Source organism: Estrella lausannensis, from assembly GCF_900000175.1.
Lineage (GTDB): Bacteria > Chlamydiota > Chlamydiia > Chlamydiales > Criblamydiaceae > Estrella > Estrella lausannensis.
Genome location: NZ_CWGJ01000011.1, coordinates 274298 through 296813, shown reverse-complemented (window position 1 = coordinate 296813; position 22516 = coordinate 274298). Strand labels below are relative to the sequence as shown.

Here is a 22516-nt window from a genome sequence, read left to right as displayed (position 1 = left end):
CCGTCCGACATCATTTATGAGATATGCTGATAATCAGGGAGTTCAATACCGATTTGCTGCATCCGCTCGAGCACTTGCTCCATGCTGGGTCTTTTATCCCACCACGGCTCTGTCATCTGCGATACTAATTCGCACAGTTGTTGCAACTTGACTTCATCCGCATTCGCATCCATCTTGATATTGGGGGCAACATCATCGAGGGTGATTTCTTCCTCGATTGATTCAGGGCTTCTTCCTGCAATCAAAGTGATAAAGACCAGCCCCATGTTCCTTACATCCAAACTGCGGTAAAAGTCGTTAATGTGGGCTTTTGCATGCATAGTAAGGGGTTGAGTATCACCTTTTTCTAACAACTGTTTAATCAACTTCTCGTCTTCCGTTAAATATTTAGGGGAGTCCAGAACGTTCGAATGAACCTCTCCGTCTGCAAGGTGCGCGCTGTCAAAATCGCAAATACAAAACTGGAGCTGTCCTTTTGATTTACCGAATAGAATGTTCTCAGGCTTCATGTCTCTGTGGACAAAGGCGGGCTTGGCATCGCCCATATCCCGATGCATGTGGGCTAGTCCGAATGCTAAGTCAGCGACTCCCTTCATGAGATCATTATAGGAAATCTCTCTTTCCAGGTTTGTAATATCACTTTCAAACAGCGTAAACACCTTGACAGTTCCTTCCTCCGCTGTGATTTTAGCCTGGGGCTGCAGACCGGGAATCGACTTGACCTCTTTGCCTGTTATCGGGTTGATATAAAGGGATTTCAATTCCGATTCATTGCTGCTGGATTCGGCATCGTGGAGAATTTTGACGGCTTTCTTTGTGTTATGCGACTGCGATTTATAAGAAACCACTTCTCCGCCTCCGCCAACACCCACAGTTTCATGGCGATGAAGCTCTTTTTGAACAAACGAGCCAGATTTTTTAATTTTCTTAAGTTGTAATCGACTTTTATTTTTCGAGAGCTTGGCTTCAATGGACTTAGACTTTTCCAGCAGAGGATTCACATCTGCTTTTTTAGGTTGATCCGGAGGCGTCGCACGCACCCTTTCTGCTTCGACATCCCTAAGCGCATCGATTGCTGTTTTAAGGTTGGTTTTCAAACCTTGCATTGATCGCAATGTGTCCGGCTCGACCTTTTGGTGAATTTCGTCAAGTACCCGTGCCAATTCTTTGAGGTTAGGCTCTCTTGCGCCCTTATTATCGGAGGCCCAGTCTTTCAGAGAGTTTGCCAGCTTCTCGCCGATTTTACGCTCGAGCCGCGGGGTGTCGAGAAGTTCGGCCAGCGCCTTAGTGAGAGTTTTCTGCTTCTCTGAAGCATGACCGGCTCCTTTACCAGAGAGGGCCTTGACTCCTTTTTTAGAGATTGACTCAGCCGATGCCTGTTTGACGACCTCCACTCGCGGAGGGCTAGACATCTCTTCAGGTTTCGATGCGCCCTTGCTGGATGCTTTGGAAGCGACAGGGGAGTGACTCGTTGCTTTTTCACTGACGGGGGGTGATACTTTAGGTTCAGGTTTCACGATAGCCCGTCTTGAAAAAACCTTCCTGGATGCGTTGGAGACCCCATGAGAGCGGCTCTTTGACTTGTCACTGATGGGAGGCGAAACTTCAGGTTCAGGTTTTATAACACTTCGCTTTGCAGCAACCCTATCAGACGCTTTGGAAGCGCCATGAGAGCGGCTCTTCGCTTTATCACTGGCAGGAGGCGAAATATTGCTTTGCTGTTTCGACTCCGCATGTTGCATCGGTTTTTTCGGGCTCAAGCTTAACGGCGACTCTAATTTGGAGGCTTCCAAAGCTTGAGCTATTTTGAGCACATTCTGTGCTTTGTTCACTAAGTTCTTAGCGATGAATTGATTGGAAGAAAGGCCGTTGCCGAGATTTGTGATGGACGCCAAGCAGTTGACCAATTCTGCTTTCTGATCTGCGGTTATGGCATGCGCTTGCATGCAATCATTTACAATAGAGGCAATTTTATCTAGGGAGGGCTTCGCATCTTGATTGACACGATTTTTAGGTAGCTCCATTTCCTTGGCGAAACTTTGAATCAGACCATAAGCTGTATTGATATTCATGTTGCCCTCATAAATAATTACTATTTTTAAGAAGCAGAATAAACAACAACCAATAAATCTACTGACTAACTATATAATAACTGAATTTAAATTATTTTTTAAACTGGATTTGTTTTTGCGGAAAAGGCAGGATTTGGGGCTATTTTCTAACATAACATAGATTATCAGACCTTACAAAATGAAGAAAAAGGAGGTGCCCCCCCCCCTCTTCCTTAAACGACAGCTTACGGTATAAGACCGCTCGCTTTTTCCAGCGAAAGCATGAGATGACGCGGAATTTCACAAGGAACTCCTTGCGTGACGGTAATTCCGCGTTCATTGAAATAATGAACCGCATTTTCCAGGTGCCGCTCCGGGCAAAGGAACCCCTGCCGTAGGTCGCAATAGCGGAAATCGACAGAACCGTCTTGCGAAGTCATATCAAGAATATAATATCCAGCTTTCTTCAAGTTGCGTTCAGTCTTTTCAAACTCTGACGAGTTACAAGAAACCGATGGGAACCCACTTCTAAAATCGGAAACCGCTGCCATATTTATCTCTCTGCCATTAAAGGTCTTTTGTGTCTTTTTCGATATGTTTAGTATGTGCTAGACGCTCAAATTGGAACGTGCCGTCAGCTGTTTTGAAGAAGATTGCTGCCGCAATATAGACTTTGAGTTTTTTGCTATCGATAACATCGATTTTCCAAATCATCCGCCCCTCTTTTTTTAGTGCAGATTCAAATGCATCAAGCTGCGAGGAGCGTATTTTATTGGTGATAATCGGTATCACAACCGAGGCAATCATCTCATATTCTTCATCCTCTTTCGCGCGGGACGAAACCTTCCCGCTGCGTGGGGATGTGACGGAAGGTTTTATGCGCCTAGCTCCGACGACCGTGTAGTCTTTGTGGTTCGCCCAATAGATCAGCTCCGTGAGATCTGCCTCATGAAAACGGATTTTAAGGCATTCGTTGCTGTTCATAAAAACCTTCTGTAGGAATGATCGATTTAGCGCTCAAAAACGAAATAGTCGCTGGCTGTTTTAGAGACGATGGCGGCGCAGCTGAAAACTTTGAGCCTCTTTTTCCCCTCTTCTTTGATCTTGCAAATCAATTTTCCGTTTTTCCTTAATGCTTCCTCAAGAGAATCAAATTTCGATTTACGCACTGTCTGCGCAACCGTCGGCATATAGAGGGAGACAATCAAAATATTGGTGTTGCCAGTCTTTTTGCATCGGGTTGGTTCACCTCTCGCTACACCGCCGTTGTGTTCGGAGGCGCGAAAGATCAGCTCCTCGAGATCGCCCGTATGACATTTAACCGTAATCGATACGCTACTCATAAAAATCCTTAACCATAAAAACGATAATTTAGATATCGTCAGTTTTGTTCAATTTGAAGAAAAAATAAAAAAATGTCCCAAGAAAGTAACAAGAAAGCGATAAAAAGTAAATAAAATTGGAGTTTGATTCGGAAGGACTTGGCAACCACACATGTCTTGCGAATCGTAATTTTCCCCTGAATATAACAGGTATCTTCTATGCGATGGATGACAGTTCCTATAGCTGCAATCAAAGGCTTTGTCAAAGACGAATGCTTTTTGAAAGCTTCCGCACTCACCTATTACACCCTTTTTTCCATTGTCCCGGTGTTGGCTGTCTTATTTGGCATAGCCCACGGCTTCGGCATCGAAGATGTTCTCAACTCAAACCTAAAAGTGGTGCTTTCGGACCATCCCGAAATTGCGGCTAGGTTGACCGAGTTCATTGACTCCACACTGAGACATGCCAAAGGAAGCCTGATTGCCGGCTTCGGCATTATCTTACTAATCTGGTCGGTCATCCTTCTGTTCAGCACTATCGAAACAGTATTTAACAGCATTTGGAAGACTAATTCGTCAAGGACATTCGCCGCCATGCTGCGCGACTACCCGCCCATCATTCTCTTTGCCCCTCTCTTTTTTGCATTCATCTCCTCCTTTTCAATCTACATTTTCAATGACATGGCCCGCTACGCCAGAATTTTTGGTTTGGAGCACATACCGGGAGGTTTTGAGACCCTCTGGATTCAGGCGACAACCTTTGCCTTGAGCTGGCTATTTTTTGCCTTCCTCTACATTTTCATTCCTGCAGCGCATGTGAGACTGGCTCATGGGGCACTCGCGGGATTGATAGCAGCTATTCTCTTTTACCTTCTACAGCAGAGTTTCATAGCCTTCCAGGTAAACCTAACCAGTTACAGCGCCCTTTACGGCAGCTTTGCCGCACTTCCCCTTTTTCTGCTCTGGCTGCAGTTCAGCTGGTGGATTGTGCTGCTCGGCGCAGAGATAGCCCGCCACCTGCAGGACAGCGTTCTGCTGTCGGAAAGTCAGGCAGATGGGGAAAAAATAGCAGCCGCCCTTCCGGCAATTGGCTCACTGCTGCTGGCAGAGTCGTGGAAGCGTTTCGAGACACGTTCCCCTCCCCTCTCACCCGAGGAGTTTTCAAAAGAGTTTCAACTCTCCCCTTCCCTCTCGCTCCAGCTTTTTTCCATGCTGGCGCACGCGAATTTACTTGTGAAAGTAACCCATGAAAGACATGAGGTGGAAAGCCGCTACCAGGCAGCATGCCCCTTCGGAAGCATTTCGATGTATCACCTGATTGAGGCGCTAACGCCCGATTTGGTGCGGAAAGAGGCTGTGCTTTCAGGGCGGAACCCTCAATTTTTCGTCCAGGAATGGAATGCTTTTTTTGATGAACTTAAAAAACGCACTTTTCTTCCTAACAATCAACAGCCTAAATAAAAAACAGCTGTCGCGCAAATGTCAACAAAACAATCTTGTCTATTTCGGTATAGTAAACTATCTATAAAGTAACCGTGTTTTTCATTAAATAACATTTGATTTAATGTTAAATGATCATATAATACCTCAAGAAAAAACAAAAAAAATCACTCAAACAACACCTTACGTTAAATAGGCCTACAGTTTACTAGGCCCTTAGGACTCAGCAAAACGATAAAAGCCTGAAGGATACGATAACAACCGCAATTCAATTAATTAGTTTTTCTAAAATTGAGACCACAGGTTGAAAACAAGTTCTCTGATTTCACTCCCTCATAAAAACCTGTTCATTCGCAAACATCTAAAAATTCTTAATTTTGGCTTCGCCCCCTGCCCGAGGTAACACTCTAAGGTACCGTCGCATAAAGTAATAGGCTGCCAAAAATGATAGAACATAAAAGTAAAAATAGGTACGCATGCAACCAATCCACCACACTAGCCAAATCAATCACGACCAGCCCGCACCCCTTTCGAATCCCCCGTCACCGGAATTGAATGCTGACAATCGCACTGAAAGGGTTGGCAAGCGCCTAAGGGATGCAGTAGCCCAACCGGAAATCCCCACAAAGAAGCGGCGCATCCAGTCCCTGGAAGACCACAACTTAAATGAAATCGATGAGCGGATTGTAGAGACATCAGCTCCGATCAAAAAACTGAAAAAATCCGATGCGGTAGACTCCACTACCAAGAGAAAAAGAACGATTTGGACAAAAAAAGCGCTCCAGTTCGTGGTTGAGAAAATTTCCCTTTTCAAGGTCTTGCAAAAAGAGTCGCCGGATTCATTCGATAAAATTCTACAGCTGCTAACCCTCATGCTTGAGCTGGGGCGGTCAAAGGGGATCGGAGCCAGTCTGACAGAGGGTCACTACAAAGGGGCCAACTTTTTGTGGCTTACCACATATTTCAGCGATTGGAAGATTGCACTCAATATAGCAGAACTCTTTCCCGAACTTGATGTCAACGCTACGCCGGAAGATCCACTTTTCAAAGGACACACCTGTTTATACAATGCAACCATGAAGGGAGATTGGCACTATGCCTTTTCGCTTTCTGAGACACGACCTCTCATCGACTGGAGCCTTTGTCCTGAAAACACACAATCCCCTCTTTGGTGGGCAGCTTCTCAGGGTAAGTGGGAGATTGTGCGCCAGGCTCTGACTGCAAGTCCTTCTCTGAATATCAATGAGGCTCCGAAAGACGGGAACGAAGAAGGTGTTACTATTTTTCTTCTAGCCTGCGCGCAAGAGTCGTGGGATACCGTGCAGTTTATGCTCGATCTTAACTTACCAATCGATTTCGATGTCGAGGCAAAGCCTACAAGCCTCCTATCAAGCGGCGGCACCCCCCTTTATCTAGCCTGCTCCGATCAAAAGTGGGATATCGCCACTCAAATCCTTCGTCTTGATGCCAATCTTGACTGCGATGCCGCACCTCGGTGGGGGCCAAGCGTGGGGATAACCCCTTTTTGGAGCGCATTATGTAAAAAACAGCACGATATGGCCAGGCTTCTGCTAGAGCGTAAACCCACTCTAAATCTGGATGCTACCCCCCTTTGGGCGCCCCAACTGTGGACAACATCCTTCCGCTTTGGGACTCATGAACCTTCCAAGTTCATCTTGGAGCATAAAAATGCTCCGGATCTATCATTATCACACTTTGGTGAGATAATGGGTGATATTACTCCCATGAATCTTGCGCTTATGACTGACAGAGGGTTCGCTAAGTTGCTAGTTATTCTTGGCGCCAGCAAGTATGGATCTAAATTTGACTCTTTACCTGATCAAGATGGCAAATCATACAGCGCTACCGAAATACTCGAAGCGATAATGAATGAGTTGCACTCTACAAGAGTTAAAATCTTTGAACTTTTGTATAATCAATGGAACATTTCGGAAATTGATGCGTTTGAAGAAATCCGCCGAGCCGGATCTATCCAGGGCCAAGACTCCCCATTCAATCGCATCAGGCGCAAACTGGCCCTGCAGATCCTTCTTGATGATCACCCCGACATCATCCCCATCAAGGGATTGGAAGACCATATGGATCGCTTTGCCGACCTCGAGAATGCAAGAAATTGGCAGGCGAAAGCAATTATCTCCTCGTTGGCTTATCGGGAATATCGCTGGAGCAATGAAATCACCAAGTACATGGCGCCAAAAGCGATATCAGACATCAAAAACATGATAATGTACTGCCTGGATAGCGAGCAAAAAAAGAGAGGCACTGAGTACACACAATCTCTCAGGCACAAAATCATCGAGCAGATTGGCAAAGAGCAAGAAGGTGAGCCAAAGCTCACAAAAGCCTTCGTAAAAAAGGCGATCCGCACGGCTGTCGATTTTCACAGCACAGTGAATAAATCATAATCATCCAAAACCAACTTATTGTAATCATATGCAACCTACTCAAGACCGTCTATTTATCAATCAGCAAGCTGCTCTTTATCAAAGCGAAACCTCTGCCCCGAGCAAGAGAGTCCGCGAGAGCCTTGCTGAACGCACTGAAAGTGCTGCCAAGAAACATAAGATCGAAACAGGCGAGGCTTCCCAGATTCCCGCTGATTCGGTCATGAAAGATATATCTGATGCAAATGCACAAGTTGCCATGCAGATCGAGAGCGTCAAGCATGGAAATCCTGTGTTCGCCCCAGCATTCTCTACAGAAGTTGCTGGGCAGTTAAAGTTGCAAGAGGAAATCCTAAATTTCATCGAATCGGTAATTAAAACTGTATCCTCTAAAAGCGCAAATCAATCCGCGCTGGAAAGTGCGGAGAGAACCCTTACTTTTCTCCATTTAATGCATGAGCTCGCCTCGGCCAATCGTCTAAATGATGTGCTGGCAGGCGGAGAATTTGAAGGAACTTCCATTCCCTGGTTTCTGGCACATCATGGGAAATGGGAGCTCCTCACGAAAATGGTCGATAGTAATATCGATATCGATTTTAACAGCTCGCCAACAAGCGGAAAACATCAAGGAATTTCTGTTTTCATAGCTGCTATTGTTAAAAAACAACAGAATCTTGTGCGCCATATTCTAAGCAGCAAAAAAACGATCGACATCAACGCAGTTATCTCTGGCGGCCCCTTCGCCGGAGCTAATGCGCTTTACCTGATGGCGGTGAAAGGTCAATGGGATCTCGTGAAGGAGACACTGGCCGCCTACCCGCGTGTCGATATCAACGCCCGCATCCATAATATAGAGGCACCTGGGCCTGTCGGGGCTAATCTCATCCATATTGCTGCCGTAAATGCGCAATGGGATATTGTCAAGTCGTTGCTCGTCAGCAGACAGGATTGCCAGGTGAACAATCGGATCCATACAAAAGCTTGTCCCGGAATAACGCTGCCAATGATTGCCGCCCGAGAGGCGCAATGGGACGTTTTTGAAACGATCCTCAAGATGCACCCAGGGCTAGACATTAACGCCGCGATCACAGATGGCAATCAAGCAGGCTACACAGTTCTATTTTTCCTTGGTTTGGCTAAGCGCTGGGACCTCTTTTCCACCGTCTTGGATCTTTATCCCTATGCTTCAGTAAGTGCGACAGCTCACCAAGGTCCTCTGAAAGGCTTAACCCCTCTTCTGATGGCGGCTGAAATGCAGCAATGGCCTATTGTCGCAAAAGCAATCCAATTGCAGCCCAATGCCAATGTCGATACTAGTTACGAGAGATCCCTTTGCAGAGGAGCTACTCCTTTTTGGCATGCTGTTAACCATAGGCAATGGCCCATTGCTCTGACAATGCTCTCGATCAATCCTTTTCTAAACGTCGAGTGCGGTTCTGAGGCAACCTCGCCGTTAACTTCCGCCCTTATGAAAAATCAGCACGGCTTTACCAAACTTCTTTTGCTTCTCGGAGCTAAAGATCCACTGGAGGGTATAATGATAAAGAGCCCAACAAATGGTTTGCTAACCCCTCTTCCCATTGAGTTCATCGCCCAAACTTCGCGGAACGCTTTAGAGCAGACGCGCGTCAAAATCTATGAAACCCTTTATAACAGCTGGAACCGCCCGGAAAATGATTCGTTTGCCTGGGTAAGGAGCAATAAAGAACTGCGCAGTCAAATCGCCTGCGAGATTCTAATCGCAGAGCACCCTGAGATCCCATTCTTCCCAGGATTGCAAAGAATCGTCGAAAAGTGGGTGAATCTAGATGATCAAAGAAACAAGGCCGCAAAAGAAAGAGTCGCTATTTTGGCCTTCAGGCAATATCGCTGGAATAACGGCATATTTGAAAGCCCGACGCCGAAAGTGGTCAGGGAGGTTAGGCAACTGATCGTTGAATTGATTGCCGAGGTGGAAAAAAGCTATCCATTTGAGTGTACACACGAGACGCGCCGCAAGATTATCAAGCAGATCGGGGGGGGGCAAAAAGGTGATCCCCGTCTCACAAAATCATTTGTGGAGAAAGCCATCAAGAGCGCTGTCATGCCGGAAAATCCCGTTTCCCCAGCTAGATAATTTTACCGCAGGCGATTGTAAATTGCGTACAATCGCCTCAATCCAAAGAAGGGATTGGAAAGGCATAAGGATCTCTTTACCGACTTCGAGAATACAAGAAATTGGCAGGCAAAGAGATGTGTCGCCACTTTGGCTCATCGGGGTTATCGCCGGAGCGATGCTATTAGCAAGTAACACGCTGTCGACTTTCACAGCACAATCAATAACTCATAATCATCTAAAACCAACTTTTGTGATCTTATGCAACCTACTCAAAATCGTCTATTTATCAATCAACAAGCTACTCTTCAGCCTATTGAAACCTCTGCTTCTGGCAAGAGAATCCGCGAGAGCCTTGCTGAACGCACTGAAAGTGCTGCCAAGAAACATAAGATCGAAACAGACGAGCCTTCTCGGATTTGCGCTGGCTCGGTCATGAAAGATATGTCTGATGCCAATGTGCAAGTTGCCATGCAGATCGAAAGCTTCAAGTATGGAAATCCACCCTTCGCCACAGCAGTCCCTGCAGGAGCTGCAAGAGGATTGGGATTGCAAGAGGAAATTCTAAATTTCATCGAATCTGCAATTCGATTCGAATCCTCTGGAAAAGCAAATCAATCTGATATGGGCATCAACGATAAAGCACTTGCTTTTCTCTATTTAATGCATCAGCTTGCCTCGCTCAATCGCCTAAATGATGTGCTGGCAGATGGAGAGTTTCAGGGAACTTCCATTCCTTGGTTGTTGGCATTCAATAGAAAATGGGACCTTCTTGAGAAGATGATCGTCAATAATATCGATATCGACTTTAACAGCTCGCCTGTTATCGGACAGCAACACGAAAACTCGATTTTTCTGCTTTCCATTTTTGCACAGCAATCGAATCTTGCGCGCTTCATTCTAAACACCAAAAAGCCGATCGATATCAACGCAGTTATCAGCGAAGGTCCCTTTGCCGGAGCTAACGCTCTGTACCTGATGGCGATTACCCATCAATGGGACCTTGTGAGGGAGACATTGGCTGCCTATCCGCATGTCGATATCAACTCCAGCTCATATCAACCGCTGCCAGATACGCCTCTCGGAGCTAAGGTCATCCATCTTGCCGCCCTATGCTCACAATGGGATATTGTCCATTGGTTGCTCTGCAACAGGCTTGATTGTCAAGTGAACAAGCCAATCGATACAATTCATGAGAAGGGAATAACACTGCCACTACTTGCCGCGAGCCATGGGCAATGGGACGTTCTTGAAACAATTCTCAAGAGGCATCCAGTACTCAACATCAACGCTGCGATCACAACTGGCGATCATGCTGGCTACACTATTTTATCTATCCTTGGTCTCCATAAACGCTGGGACCTCTTTTCCACTGTCTTGAATCTTTACCCGCATGCCTCAGTGAATGCGTCACCTCACCACGGTGATCAAAGAGGAATGACACCCCTTCTGATGGCGGCAGAAGCCCAGCAATGGCATATTGTCGCAAAAGCAATCGAATTGCAGCCCGATGCCGATTTGGATACTACTTATGAGAGATGCCCTTTGGGAGGAGCTACTCCTTTTTGGCATGCCGTTAACAATAGGCAGTGGCCCATCGCCCTGACAATGCTCTCAATTAATCCTTATCTAAACATTGAATGCGGTCCTGATTCGTTCTCACCGTTAACCTCGGCTCTTGTAAATAAACAGACCGGCTTTGCCAAACTTTTCTTACTTCTTGGAGCCAAAGATCCACCGCAGGACGACCTGATAAACGGCACGCTAAATGGTGTGCAAACCCCTCTTCCGATTCAGTACGTCGCCCAAACTTGGCGGAGCGCTTTAGAGCTGACGCGCGTCAAAATCTATGACACCCTTTATAACACCTGGAACCGCCCGGAAAACCATTCTTTTGCCTGGATAAGGAGTGATAGAAAACTGCGCAGTCAAATCGCCTGCGAGATTCTAATCGCAGAGCACCCTGAGATCCCATTCTTCCACGGGTTGGAAAAAATCGTCGAGAAGTGGGTGAATCTCGATGATCAAAGAAACGTGGAGGCTAAAGAAAGAGTCGCTATTTTGGCCCTCAGACAATATCGCTATAACAATGGCACACTTGAAAGCCCAGCGCCAAAAGTGATCAGAGACATAAGACGACTGATCCTTGAATCGATTGCCGAAGTGGGAAAGAACTATCCATTTGAGTGCACAAACGAGGTGCGCCGCGAGATTGTTGAGCGGATCGGGGTGGAGCAAAAAGGTAATCCCCGTCTCACAAAATCGTTTGTGGAGAAAGCCATCAAGAGCGCGGTCATACCGGACAATCCCGGCCCCCCCACTCGATAAGCACAGCATGGGCGATTGTAAATTAGATGCAATCGCCTCTTCTCCTTACAAAACGCATTTCACTCGCTAGTGTAATCATATGCAACCTACTCAAAATCATCTATACGCAAATCAACAAAGCGCTCATCAAGAGGGTGAAACCACCGCCCCCGTCAAAAGAAACCGCGATACGCTTGAAGAACGCACTGAATCTACAGCCAAAAAGCGCAAAATCGAAATGAATGCGGATGCTCGAATCTCCCCTGATTCGGTCGAGACAAGTTTATCTGATAAGAACGCGCGAGTTGCTATGCAAATCGACAGCGTCTCGGAGGGAAGTCCTGCCTTTGCCACACTGTTTACTACAGGAGCCGTAAAGCATCTGAGTTTGCAAGAGGAAATTTTAGAATTTATTGAATCCAAAATTAAAATCGCATCTTCTGCAAGATCAAATTCGTCTCAAGGAGAAGGTTTTGAGCGATTTTTCGCCTATCTCAATGTGATGCTTGAACTCGCCTCGACCAATCGCTTAAGTGATGTGCTGCAAGATGGAGAGTTTCAAGGAGCTTCCATTCCCCTCTACCTGGCAAAAGAATCGAAGTGGGAGATTCTGCAGAGAATGATCGATAGTAAAATCGACATTAACTTTGGAAACTCTCTTGCAAGAGGGCCATACGAAGGAGCTTCTGTTTTTCTGATTTCCATTCTCGCTGCCAAATGGGATCTTACGCGTTTCATTGTAAAGAATAAAAAACCTATCGATGTCAATGCAGTCCTCTGCAAAGGGCGTGCAGCCGGAGCAAATGCGCTCTATCTGCTGGCATATTTCAGGCGTTGGGATCTCGTGAATGATATTTTGACTGCCTATCCGCATGTCGATATCAACGCCCGTCCCGACCAGGAGTTTTTACATGCGCCCGCGAAAGCAACCGTCATCCATCTTGCTGCTTTGGGTCGGCAATGGGATATTGTCAAGTCGTTGCTAAACCGCTGCTCTGAGTGCCAAATGGACACAGTGCTCGAGTGCAGTCAATGGCATGGGCTAACGCTGCCAATCATTGCCGCTGCCGACAAGCAGTGGGACGTGTTGGAAATGATTCTCAAAAATTATCCAGGACTTAACATCAACGCCGCACAAACAGGCGGTGAGCAAGAGGGCTGCGCTGTTCTATATTTCCTTGCCAAGTCCCGGAAATGGGATCTCTTTTCTACCGTCTTGGATCTGTACCCTCATGCTTCGGTGAGTGCGGCAGTTCTTCAAGGCCCTGACAAGGGACGGACTCCGCTTTTACTGGCGGCCGAAATGCGGCAGTGGGAGCTTGTCGCCAAAGCCCTTAAATTGCAGCCTGATGCCGATGTAGATGCTAGCTGTCAGAGCACCGGTTCCCTGGTGTTTACACCTTTTTGGTACGCTGCCAACAACCACCAGTGGCCCATCGCGCTAAGCATGCTTTCAATCAAACCGCATCTAAACTTAGAGTGTGGTCACGAATTGAACTCTCCGATAACAGCCGCCCTGAATAATAAGCAACATGGGTTTGCCAAACTTTTTTTGATTCTTGGGGCTAAAGATCCGCTTCCCGATTCGCAGGAATTTGGCGCTATGCATGCCGCGCAAGGTACCGTTCCGCCGGCGCAGATCGCCAGATATTTACGCCAGTCTCTGGAAGAGACGCGTGCGAGAATCTATGATGCCCTCTGCAATGCCTGGGATCAGCCGGAAAACGATACGTTCGCCAGGATAAGGCAAAATAGTGACTTGCGCTCGCAAATCGCCTGCGAGATTCTACTTACAGAACACCCTGACATACCGCACTTCCAAGGGTTGTCCACCCTCATTGACAAGTGGGCAAATCTGGATGAACGGCGAAATGTTGCAGCCAAGGAACGAACGGCTATTTTGGCCTACAAGCAATATCGCCGGAACAATGGTCTATTTGAAAGACCGATGCCAAGGGCGATCAAAGACATCAGGCAACTGATCATTGGATCGATTACCGAGGTGGAAAAAAGCTATCCGTTTCAGTGCACACGCAGCACACGCCGCAAGATTGTTAAGCAGATCGGAGTAAAACAACAAGGAGAACCCTGCCTGCCCCAAACTTATCTGCTGAAGGCCATCACGAATGCGGTCATGCCGGACAATTCTGTTTCCCCGGTTCGGTAGCTAGCCCAACGGCAACTCACCATCAGCTCGAAGTACAGCTGCTAATTTTCCAAAAGTGCATTAGCACCCAGTCTGAAATGAACAGACAGAGCTGGGTGCTAATTACCTATGTACCCCTCATTCTCCTCCCCCCGCTTCGGCAAAGCCTGTATTGTGAGTCACTTAAAGTGAAGAAAAAGGGTGGGCACCCCTTTCTTCGATGATATTTCATTATTAATTTAATATAAAAACAAACTGTCAAATAGATTTACAATATAACAACCGTTTATAATTATAAAAAACCACAAAAGGTTTTTTATGAATGTAGGCAGGGAAGTCTCATTTATTCAAGCCATCCAACATTTCGAGAAAGATATCTCACGCATGGAGGGTAGAAACGACTCGCTTGATCAACTGGTGAGCGAGTGTGCCTCCAGGATTGAGGGCAATCTGGATCTTTGTACTCTGCACAACCACTCACTCCTCACTTCCATTTCACACATCAAGCAGATCTCCGAATCCAAAAGCTCGCCAGGCGCCAAGGCTAAAGTCCAAGCCGCCTACAATAGGATTCTGTCATCAAACACCCAGCAGTTTAAACAGGAGATGGAAGATTTTTTTTCCAGCGTGCGCTCTGGTGGTGGGCAAATACCTGCGAGGTTAGACTTCATCAGGAACTCAGAAAATCTAAACGACCTGAGTGAAAAATTAAAAAAATACCTAACAACCGATGAAGGCATGGCATTTGTCATGGCGCACTCAGACGAGGAGCTCTTGCGCGAGATTCTCTTTGTCACCGAGTTTACTCCGGACAGCCCGATATCGCATAAGCTGATCCAATCGGCTATCGATCACGATAACGCGGCAGCTGTTAGAGCTCTTATTGGAACGGGTGTCCCCTTGCGCCAGGTTATGGCATATATCAGCGTCAACTCTCCACAAACTTTGGTCATAAGTTGTTTGAAAAGCCTGATTAGGGAAGACGCTTCCAAGCTGGGTTTCTCAAAAATTAGCCAAAGTGACGCTCGCATCAGCTCTGGGCCGTCTAAACCCAAGTCAGACGTTATTAATTATATCGGTTCCGGAGTAGAGGGAATAAAAAAAGGCAGTGAACTTTTAGAGGCTAATATCAAAGTGCGCGAGGAGCACTACGAGAATCCCACTAAAGAGCAAAAGGAAGAGATTAAATCACAGAAGGACCTACTGAAAAGGATCAATCTCGTGGGAAAGACGGGAGGTTTTGTCAAAGCACTCGCTATAGCTCTCAGCCAAAACCCTAAACTTGAAAAGGAATTGGAAAGCTTTGTCAAAGAAAAGAGAGTCCTTCAAGAAGAGCTTAGGAATAACCCTGCCAACGCATTTGAGATCGAGAAAAAAATTAAGGCGGTGGACGAAAATGCAGCCGCTTTTACCCACTTGGTTGTCAACATGCAGAGATCTCAAAAAACATCAGTTGTCGAAAAGGGAATCGGCCTGGCAACCGGTGCGATCAAATATGCGAAAGCGGCCGATGATTATCTCGTCACGATGAAATCGCTGACGCTGATCGGCGAAGCTGCGACAGCATGGCAAAACTGGCTAGGCTACAAAGAAGGCGCCATCAAAGCACAGCACCTCGGCCAAGTACGGAATAGTTTGCACGAAGCTATAAAAGAGTTAGTCGACCTGAAGCACCACTACCCTGGAAATAGCGCCATCCAAGTTCTTATCGATTTAAAAAGGCAGCAGCTTACCTCGCAGCTTAATTCGCTAGAGCAAGAAGAGCAGCAGCTATCACGGAAAGGATACTTTCTCATCGGTGCAGCCGCAGCGGGTCTCTTCTCCGTTTGCGCTATAGCGACAGCAGCTTGTATGTATGGTGTTAAGACCTCCGAGCAGGAAAGTAACGCTGCAGAGCTCCAACAAAATGAATACGCATTGCTCACTGTAGGCTGGGGGCTTGGGCTTGTAGCGAAACATCTACCCTCAATACCGGAGGGGAAATTGCTGGGTAGTTTAATCGGCGGTAAACTCGGAGAGATTGCCGATAAGATCGCGCAACCTATTTGGAACCAAGGAAAGGTAAGTTTAGCCCATGCATCCCTCCTCGGAGAAAAAAGCGACCTCTCCGGCAGATTGACCCAATTGGAGAGAGCCTGGATGGATGGAGACCGAAGCGAAGAGACCTATCACAGCATGATACAGACGCAACAAGCAATCGATGAGGTCAACACTAAGATTGAAAATTTTGAACTGGAGATGAAATCGGCAAAAGAACCTTCATACGATAGTTTGATCAAAGAAAAAAAAGAGTTGGAAGAGTTGCGAGAGCGCCTTGATAAAGCCTGGCTTGAGGGCGACAGAAGTGAAGTAACCTATGAAAAACATACCTCCACTAATGATCGACTGCAACACCTCATAGCCCTCATTCCTAAAACCGCACTTGCCCAAAAGCTTGGGTTGCGGGTGAATGAAGTGGAAGAGAGATTATCGCTCATCCAAGAAGCTCTTTCAAAAGACGGTGAAGAGCCCTTTTTGGAAGAGTTTCTTGCCGGAGTCGGGGTCGACGTCTTAGATTTTCGAGATAATCCTGCGTCGGCTCTTTTAGCCGCATTTAAAAGCTGAGGGGCATCATGAAAACTCACCAGATTACCGTGATAGATAAACTACTGAAAAAAAACGGCTTCATCAGCAAGTTGCGCTCGCAAGAAGACGGAGACGACTCCTCGTGCATCATGCTTTCACTCCCTGTGGATTTACAGGGAAGAAAAAGAGAGATGCTTATCAAAATAGAGGAGTTCGAAGGCATAGGCCATCTTAAAAGTGCTGCTGGCGTGCAGCTGATTTCAATCTTACCCTTTAGCCTGATCGCGGGTACTGAGCAAGCGACCATTCAGGCCGTTAACTTCTTCAATCGGGGACTCCCGAGTCCCGTGTTTGTGTTTGATGAGGCCCTCCGCAAAGTCTTCGTTAAATATTCGTTTCTGACACCTGCAGAAGGGGCGACAAAGGAGATGTTCATTCCCCTGCTAAGGTCGCTCATTCTATGGATGGATGCGGGAAGCGAACCGATCGAGAGGGTTGCGGCAGGAGAGGATCTTCTCAATGTAATCGAGAACTCCCTCTCAGAGACTTAAATGCGGAAAGATTTGAAAGCATCTCATCACAGAAGATGTTGAGATGCTTTCCAGTCGACATTTTAGAATATAGCCGCGGCTAGAGCGCCCACTATATAGGATATTAAAGCGATCAGACTAATATTTTTCACATACCAGCTAAACGTAACTTTCTCCAAAGACATCAATGCGATACCTGGTGCCGAGCCGATGACCAGAATGCTTCCGCCAACACCCACGCAATAAGCCAGCATATTCCAAGTCGGGTGGTCTTGCGGGTAAATATCAAGCCCAAACATCCGGATGGTCGCTGCCACTAAAGGAACGTTATCCACCACCGCCGAAAGCATGCCGAGCATAAAGGCGAAGATGTTTTCCGAAGGGAAACTTGTCCTGACCCAGGTGGCAAGAGTACTCAACACCCCGAAGGCTTCCAGGGCATCGACCGCAAGTAATATTCCCAGGAAAAACATGGCCACCGAGAAGTCAATTTTGGAAAGGATATGCTGGATGCGCAGATGCTGCATTTCGCTGTCATTGCGGTGTACGACATCGGTAAAGGCCCAAAGAACGCCCACGCCGAGCAGTATTCCCATGAAAGGTGGCAAGCCGATCAGCGCCTTCAAAACAGGAACCAACACAAGAGCTAATACACCAAGAACTAGGATCGTAAAGCTGTAGGGAGTCTTCCGCTGCTCCTCCCCTTTCGGTACTGAAAACTCCAGATTCACTTTTCTTTTAATGCATAATCCAATCACGACAGTTGTAAGGACGCAAGGCACAAACAGCGATTTCATGATGGCAAAAGTGGATATGCGGTCGGCGATCCAGAGCATCGTCGTTGTGATATCCCCGATCGGAGTCCAGGCCCCGCCGGCGTTGACAATCGAAACCAGTGCCGCAGAGAGAAAAATCCTTGAATCCCTCTCCGGGATCACCCTTTTAAGTATGGATATCATCACTATGATGGTTGTGAGGTTGTCCAAAATCGATGAAAGAAGAAAGCCCGCGAAAAGAATGATCCAGAAAACGACCGTTTTCGAGCGGAAGTTCAAAAATTTTTCGACTGACTGAAAGCCTTTATGACTGTCAATGACTTCAACAATCAGCATGGCGCCTATGATAAAAAATACGACCTGGCTGATATCGGCCAAATGGTGGTATAGCTCGTGCGCCTTCTGCGCATGGTCGCCATCCCCGATAATAAAAAAGAGCGCCCAGCAAAGCACGCCGGTTAGGATCGCGGTCGCAGCCTTATCAAAAAAGCGGTGTTCAAAAACAATACCGAAATATCCTAGGATAAATAAGACAGAAGCCCCAATCATCTAATTTTTCTCCATCTTCTTGGTCATAAAGAATATAAAACAACAAGTCTAGTCTCAAACTTATTTAAAAGCTAAAAAAAATTACCTTTTTCACTTTAAAGACTGACAAGTCCTTTAAAAAACCAATTTAAATATTTGATTGTCATGTAAAATATCACTTCCCTTATTCACTTAAGACTGTGATAATAGGAAACTTAAAGGGCATTTTCAAAATCCGATCGGATTAAAATTGCCCGATTCTGTTTCGCTGACACCTTTGTAGAGCCTCTGGCGCATGCCGGAACAGAGGTGTTTGGAAGTCATCTTTTTGAGGTAGGTTTATGAGAAAAGGATTGAAGCTGACCCTATTTACACTGGCAGGCGTGCTGACAGGCTCTCTGGCCTTACTTCTCATGACGCCCTCTCTCCTTAAGACGGAACCGGGTAAAAAACTCGCGCTGTCATGGCTCAACAAGGATATTCCAGGTGAGTTTTCAATTCACCAACTCGACCTGGGATGGTTCAGCGGCCAGAATGTTCAGGGAATCAGCTACACAAGTAAAGACGACGCGGTGTCAGTGAACATTGATGCCCTGCAACTCAGCGACTCCCTTTTTTCGCTCCTGTTTAAAGGCGGTATCAATAGCTCGCTTCAAATTGAAAACATCAAAGCCAGCATTATCGACAAAACAGACGCGAACGGTGCTAAATCCCCTCTGAATATCACAGGCGGAAAGTTAACTATCGAAACGAAAGGACAAGGCGATCACTACTCCATCAACGGTTCAGCGCATCTGACCGACGGCAATAAAGCAGAGGAGTTTTCCTTAAGCGGCCGCATTCCAATCGACTCGCCTCTCGCCAAGCCGGAAGATATCCATTTCGATATTGTCAACCTTCCCTCAGCCCTGATCGACTGGTTCCTATCCCTCTCAAGCGGCACCGAGAGTAAAAGCGCTGAGCTGCTCTTTGGCAAGCAGGTAGATATCGCATTAAATCAAAGTGCAAAAGACTTGAGTAAACCCGTCCAGCTGACGATCAGCTCCCAAAATGTCCAGGGTACGATGGACTTTGCCGTCGACCCATCGGGACAAACTCTGGAGGGAAGCGGCATCCTTACAATCAAAGCGACGCCGGCACTGGTACTCGAAGCGTTTCGTCAAGGAGGAACAGAACCCCTGCTAACACTGGGCAGCTCCGCAGAGATTAAGACAACCCTTCAGCAAATGCGTCTTCCGTTGAAAAAGGGGCTTCCAGAGGTAGTAAACTTAGCGCTTATCGACCTGCTCTTAGAAATTAAGCCCACGGATCTCTACGTCAAAAATTCCCCCCAACCTATTCAACTTAGAAATTTTGCGCAGAAGATCCACCTTGCCGAAGGAAAAATCAGGGCAGAAGCACTCACTCAGTTAAGCACCGGTTTCGGGGAAACAAAAATTGCCGCCGAAGCTATCGCCACTCCCCTTGCCAACAAAAAAGGGATCGCGGGATTTGAGAACCTGCAATTTAGCCTGAAGGGAGACGGCATTCCTCTTGATATTGCAAGTCTTCTCATCAACTCGAAGGAGTCCTTGTTTAGAGGGGACAAGGCCGATGTCGAAGCTTCTTTAACCTATAACGAGTCCATCGGAGAACTTTCTCTTTCCATTCACTCAAACACCCTCGAAGCCACTCAGTTGACATTCGCTATCGGTGATGAGATCTCCTTGCAGAAACCAGCCAAGATTAAAAGCCATATTTCCAAAGAAGCCGTTACTGCTTTTTTTCCTCAGGCTGTCACCATGACCGGTGGCGACCTCCAAGCAGAGGGTGTGCTTGAGAATGTGCGCCTTCCCAGGAAGGCCTTACAAACAGGGCAGGCTCTGGACGCTCTTGCGGAAACGACTTTTAAATTCCGGGGCGACTTTCGGGGGCCTCTCACCATCACAGCAAATCAAGAGAGCATTACGGTAGCGGACGCCTCCCTATCGCTCGAGGGAAAGAGTCGCTCTCAAATAGCCTTCGATATCGAGACGACCCTGAAAGCTAATTTGCAAGCTCCCTATAGAGCCCTGATAAACGAACCCATCAAAGCTTCCGCTAAGGGAAAAGTCATTCTCTCCAAAAAACAGCCGATTTCACTGAGCGAAGTGAACCTACACGCTGCGTCTGATAATCTTGACCTGCACTCCCTTTTCTCTTTTGCCGATGGCAAAATCAAACTTATCACACCGGCAACCTTAACAATCGGCGTGACGCCTGAAGCACTCTCCTCTTTCGAGTTTTCTAAAAATGGCAGCTTTAACCTGAAGAAGAAAGCCACTTTCACGGCGACTTTAACTCCAGTCGCTGAGGCAATCGATTTAAAAGAGCTGGCCACGAGTGATCTCTCCGGCAGCATCCGCGCGGATCAGATGAACTTTTTCTCGAGAGGCAATGAGATTATCCTCAAGGAGATCAACATCCCCCTTGAGCTCTTGGGAAAGGAGAGCAAAATCCGTTTAACACCGTCGATGAAATCCTACATCCCCAAATTGAATAAAGAGGGCTCTGTCGCTGCTAAAATTGCCGTGAAAAACTGGGCAGGAGCGCTTGCAGGAAACAGGGACGGAGTCTCAGTCAAAACGCGACTGCAGCTGCTTGACTTTCCGACAGAGATTCTCTCAATTGCAGCTCCCGGGGATCTTCCTGGACTTTTAGGGCCGGTCTTCTCTCTTGATGTCGAGACCGTCTATCAAGATATCCTCGATATCACAGCAACACTCCAGGCCGACGATCTTTCAGGGCAACTTTTTATCCAGACAGACACTCAGCTGGCCCCGGTCAAGGATAAAACAGCCCTCAAAATCCAGATGGGATTAACCCAGCGCCGGCTGGAGCTGATGTCAACGTTCTTCAAAAATGATGAGAAAACCAACATCAGACTGGCAGACACTCCCTCGATGACAATGACCCTTTCATCGGTCGCTCTCCCCGGGTTCGAGCCATCGACTCCCCCATGGAATCTGCTTGCCAGAGCCGCGTTCAAAGCAAATCTTGATATCGAACGCCTCAGCTTCAGTGATCTAAAGCGTAAACAAGCAGTTCATTTAAAGAAGATTTCAGCCGAATTGGAGACCGAAGATGTGAGCAGGACGCTGAAATTCACTCTGAGAGCCACCCCGGCCGAAGCCGAAGAGTCCACCGGTTCCCTTCTTTTAAAGGGCTTTATCACGGAAGCTCTCACTGAAGGCGGAGCATTTAACAAAGAGGGCCTTACCTTAGATGCGTCCCTGATGGCAAAATCCTTTAAGACAGCCTCCCTCTGCGAACTCTTTTGCCCCTACCCTGCCGTGCCGACAAAATTGGAGGCGCTACTCGGCGACCAGATCGAAGCTGACATCAGGCTTCAAATCAAGAAACAGGAAGGACCTGTTTTCGGAGCGGTGCAAGGGATCAACGGCAGCATGAAACTGAATGGCTACCTACGAGAAGGTCGTCTAATGCTCAAAGAGCCTCTCTTAGCGACAGTCAAAGCCACGCCACTGCTTGGAAAACACGTCTTGAGCGATATCGCCCCTTTTCTAAAAGGGCTTGAGTCCTCCAGCGCGCCGCTCAAGTTCACCATACACAACGAAGGCTTTTCCTTTCCCCTGTTGACCTTCGACGTCAACGAGATCCAAGTGAAAGATGCCAGTTTAGAGACAGGGAAGATGATATTCCGCAACTCACCGGAGCTCAGCTCGTTGATCGGCATGCTTAAAGGGCCGCAAAAAGACTATGAGTCGATATGGCTCACTCCCCTCTATTTTTCGATGAAAGACGGCAAGCTCAAGCTGAGAAGAGCTGATATGCTTCTCTCAGATACCTACCACTTGGCAAGCTGGGGGTCGGTGGATCTTGCCAATGAAAGGGTCGACATGATTATTGGCGTTGCGGCCGATACGATCACCCGCGCTCTTGGCATCCTGGGACTTAAAAAGGAGTTTATGCTGCAGATTCCTTTCAAGGGCCCTCTGTCAAATCCCAAAATTGATAAAACCAAAGCCGCGGCAAAAATTTCTTCCCTCGTTGCCTCCAAGCAAGGGCCGGAAGGTCTTATCCTGGGTACATTCATCGATCTGGCCAGTGGCGGGCTCATGGAGCCGGATGCTCCTCCTCCCACGACAAATCCCCTCCCTTGGTCAGATACCTTGACTGAGTCGGAGCCACGAGAGTCGATTCAAAACGGATCTGATGGCAAGCAAAAGATGATCAATCCGGCCGCGGAAATAGAGAAAGGAACGAAGAAGCTGATCAGAAAGCTATTCCAGTAGCCCTGAAAAAACAAGCTCTTTGCCGCAAGGGATATTCGAAAGTTGTGGATGAAAGGCTAAAGGAAGAAATATACAAA

General features: G+C 47.1%; 13 protein-coding genes. 8 read left to right on the top strand and 5 right to left on the bottom strand.

The window, feature by feature from the left end:
- Nucleotides 1–14: 14 nt before the first annotated feature.
- The 4 genes from ELAC_RS04280 to ELAC_RS04265 form a co-directional block, all read right to left on the bottom strand.
- Complete coding sequence (locus tag ELAC_RS04280; protein ID WP_098038040.1) at nucleotides 15–2072, bottom strand: protein kinase domain-containing protein; 2058 nt, start codon at nucleotides 2070–2072, stop codon at nucleotides 15–17.
- A 224-nt stretch (nucleotides 2073–2296) separates the two neighbouring features.
- The gene (locus ELAC_RS04275; RefSeq protein ID WP_098038039.1) at nucleotides 2297–2602 is read right to left on the bottom strand and encodes a hypothetical protein; all 306 of its coding nucleotides are present in this window, start codon (nucleotides 2600–2602) and stop codon (nucleotides 2297–2299) included.
- Nucleotides 2603–2618: 16 nt separating this feature from the next.
- Nucleotides 2619–3035 (bottom strand): hypothetical protein, encoded by a 417-nt coding sequence (locus ELAC_RS04270; RefSeq protein ID WP_098038038.1) that lies wholly within the window; start codon nucleotides 3033–3035, stop codon nucleotides 2619–2621.
- A 26-nt stretch (nucleotides 3036–3061) separates the two neighbouring features.
- Nucleotides 3062–3394 (bottom strand): hypothetical protein, encoded by a 333-nt coding sequence (locus ELAC_RS04265; protein WP_098038037.1) that lies wholly within the window; start codon nucleotides 3392–3394, stop codon nucleotides 3062–3064.
- A gap of 198 nt (nucleotides 3395–3592) precedes the next feature.
- Here ELAC_RS04265 and ELAC_RS04260 point away from each other — a divergent pair, with 198 nt between their 5' ends.
- From ELAC_RS04260 to ELAC_RS04225, 7 genes are all read left to right on the top strand, one after another.
- Complete coding sequence (locus ELAC_RS04260) at nucleotides 3593–4834, top strand: YihY/virulence factor BrkB family protein (protein ID WP_098038036.1); 1242 nt, start codon at nucleotides 3593–3595, stop codon at nucleotides 4832–4834.
- Nucleotides 4835–5289: 455 nt separating this feature from the next.
- Entirely contained in the window at nucleotides 5290–7239 is a 1950-nt protein-coding gene (locus tag ELAC_RS04255) for an ankyrin repeat domain-containing protein (RefSeq protein WP_098038035.1), read from the top strand.
- 28 nt (nucleotides 7240–7267) lie between these two features.
- Nucleotides 7268–9334, top strand: coding sequence for a hypothetical protein (locus tag ELAC_RS04250; RefSeq protein WP_098038034.1), 2067 nt, complete (start codon nucleotides 7268–7270; stop codon nucleotides 9332–9334).
- Nucleotides 9335–9748: 414 nt separating this feature from the next.
- Nucleotides 9749–11641, top strand: coding sequence for an ankyrin repeat domain-containing protein (locus ELAC_RS04240; RefSeq protein WP_098038032.1), 1893 nt, complete (start codon nucleotides 9749–9751; stop codon nucleotides 11639–11641).
- Between the two features lie 79 nt (nucleotides 11642–11720).
- A complete protein-coding gene (locus ELAC_RS04235; protein WP_098038031.1) occupies nucleotides 11721–13787 on the top strand; it encodes a hypothetical protein in 2067 nt (688 codons plus the stop codon).
- A 297-nt stretch (nucleotides 13788–14084) separates the two neighbouring features.
- On the top strand, nucleotides 14085–16370 hold the full coding sequence (locus ELAC_RS04230) for a hypothetical protein (protein ID WP_098038030.1): 2286 nt from the start codon (nucleotides 14085–14087) through the stop codon (nucleotides 16368–16370).
- Nucleotides 16371–16378: 8 nt separating this feature from the next.
- Nucleotides 16379–16882 carry a hypothetical protein gene (locus ELAC_RS04225; RefSeq protein WP_098038029.1) on the top strand — a complete coding sequence of 168 codons (504 nt, stop codon included), beginning with the start codon at nucleotides 16379–16381 and terminating at the stop codon, nucleotides 16880–16882.
- 62 nt (nucleotides 16883–16944) lie between these two features.
- Here the strand turns inward: ELAC_RS04225 and nhaD are convergent, their stop codons facing one another.
- Nucleotides 16945–18186: a sodium:proton antiporter NhaD gene (gene nhaD / locus ELAC_RS04220; protein ID WP_098038028.1), complete on the bottom strand. Its 1242-nt coding sequence runs from the start codon at nucleotides 18184–18186 to the stop codon at nucleotides 16945–16947.
- A gap of 320 nt (nucleotides 18187–18506) precedes the next feature.
- Between nhaD and ELAC_RS04215 the strand changes: the two genes are divergently transcribed.
- Nucleotides 18507–22439, top strand: coding sequence for a hypothetical protein (locus ELAC_RS04215; protein WP_098038027.1), 3933 nt, complete (start codon nucleotides 18507–18509; stop codon nucleotides 22437–22439).
- The last annotated feature ends 77 nt before the right edge of the window (nucleotides 22440–22516 follow it).

Coding starts and splice junctions, on each gene's coding strand:
- ELAC_RS04280 (WP_098038040.1), bottom strand. CDS start 2,072: ATGAATATCAATACAGCTTATGGTCTGATTCAAAGTTTCGCCAAGGAA.
- ELAC_RS04275 (WP_098038039.1), bottom strand. CDS start 2,602: ATGGCAGCGGTTTCCGATTTTAGAAGTGGGTTCCCATCGGTTTCTTGT.
- ELAC_RS04270 (WP_098038038.1), bottom strand. CDS start 3,035: ATGAACAGCAACGAATGCCTTAAAATCCGTTTTCATGAGGCAGATCTC.
- ELAC_RS04265 (WP_098038037.1), bottom strand. CDS start 3,394: ATGAGTAGCGTATCGATTACGGTTAAATGTCATACGGGCGATCTCGAG.
- ELAC_RS04260 (WP_098038036.1), top strand. CDS start 3,593: ATGCGATGGATGACAGTTCCTATAGCTGCAATCAAAGGCTTTGTCAAA.
- ELAC_RS04255 (WP_098038035.1), top strand. CDS start 5,290: ATGCAACCAATCCACCACACTAGCCAAATCAATCACGACCAGCCCGCA.
- ELAC_RS04250 (WP_098038034.1), top strand. CDS start 7,268: ATGCAACCTACTCAAGACCGTCTATTTATCAATCAGCAAGCTGCTCTT.
- ELAC_RS04240 (WP_098038032.1), top strand. CDS start 9,749: ATGAAAGATATGTCTGATGCCAATGTGCAAGTTGCCATGCAGATCGAA.
- ELAC_RS04235 (WP_098038031.1), top strand. CDS start 11,721: ATGCAACCTACTCAAAATCATCTATACGCAAATCAACAAAGCGCTCAT.
- ELAC_RS04230 (WP_098038030.1), top strand. CDS start 14,085: ATGAATGTAGGCAGGGAAGTCTCATTTATTCAAGCCATCCAACATTTC.
- ELAC_RS04225 (WP_098038029.1), top strand. CDS start 16,379: ATGAAAACTCACCAGATTACCGTGATAGATAAACTACTGAAAAAAAAC.
- nhaD (WP_098038028.1), bottom strand. CDS start 18,186: ATGATTGGGGCTTCTGTCTTATTTATCCTAGGATATTTCGGTATTGTT.
- ELAC_RS04215 (WP_098038027.1), top strand. CDS start 18,507: ATGAGAAAAGGATTGAAGCTGACCCTATTTACACTGGCAGGCGTGCTG.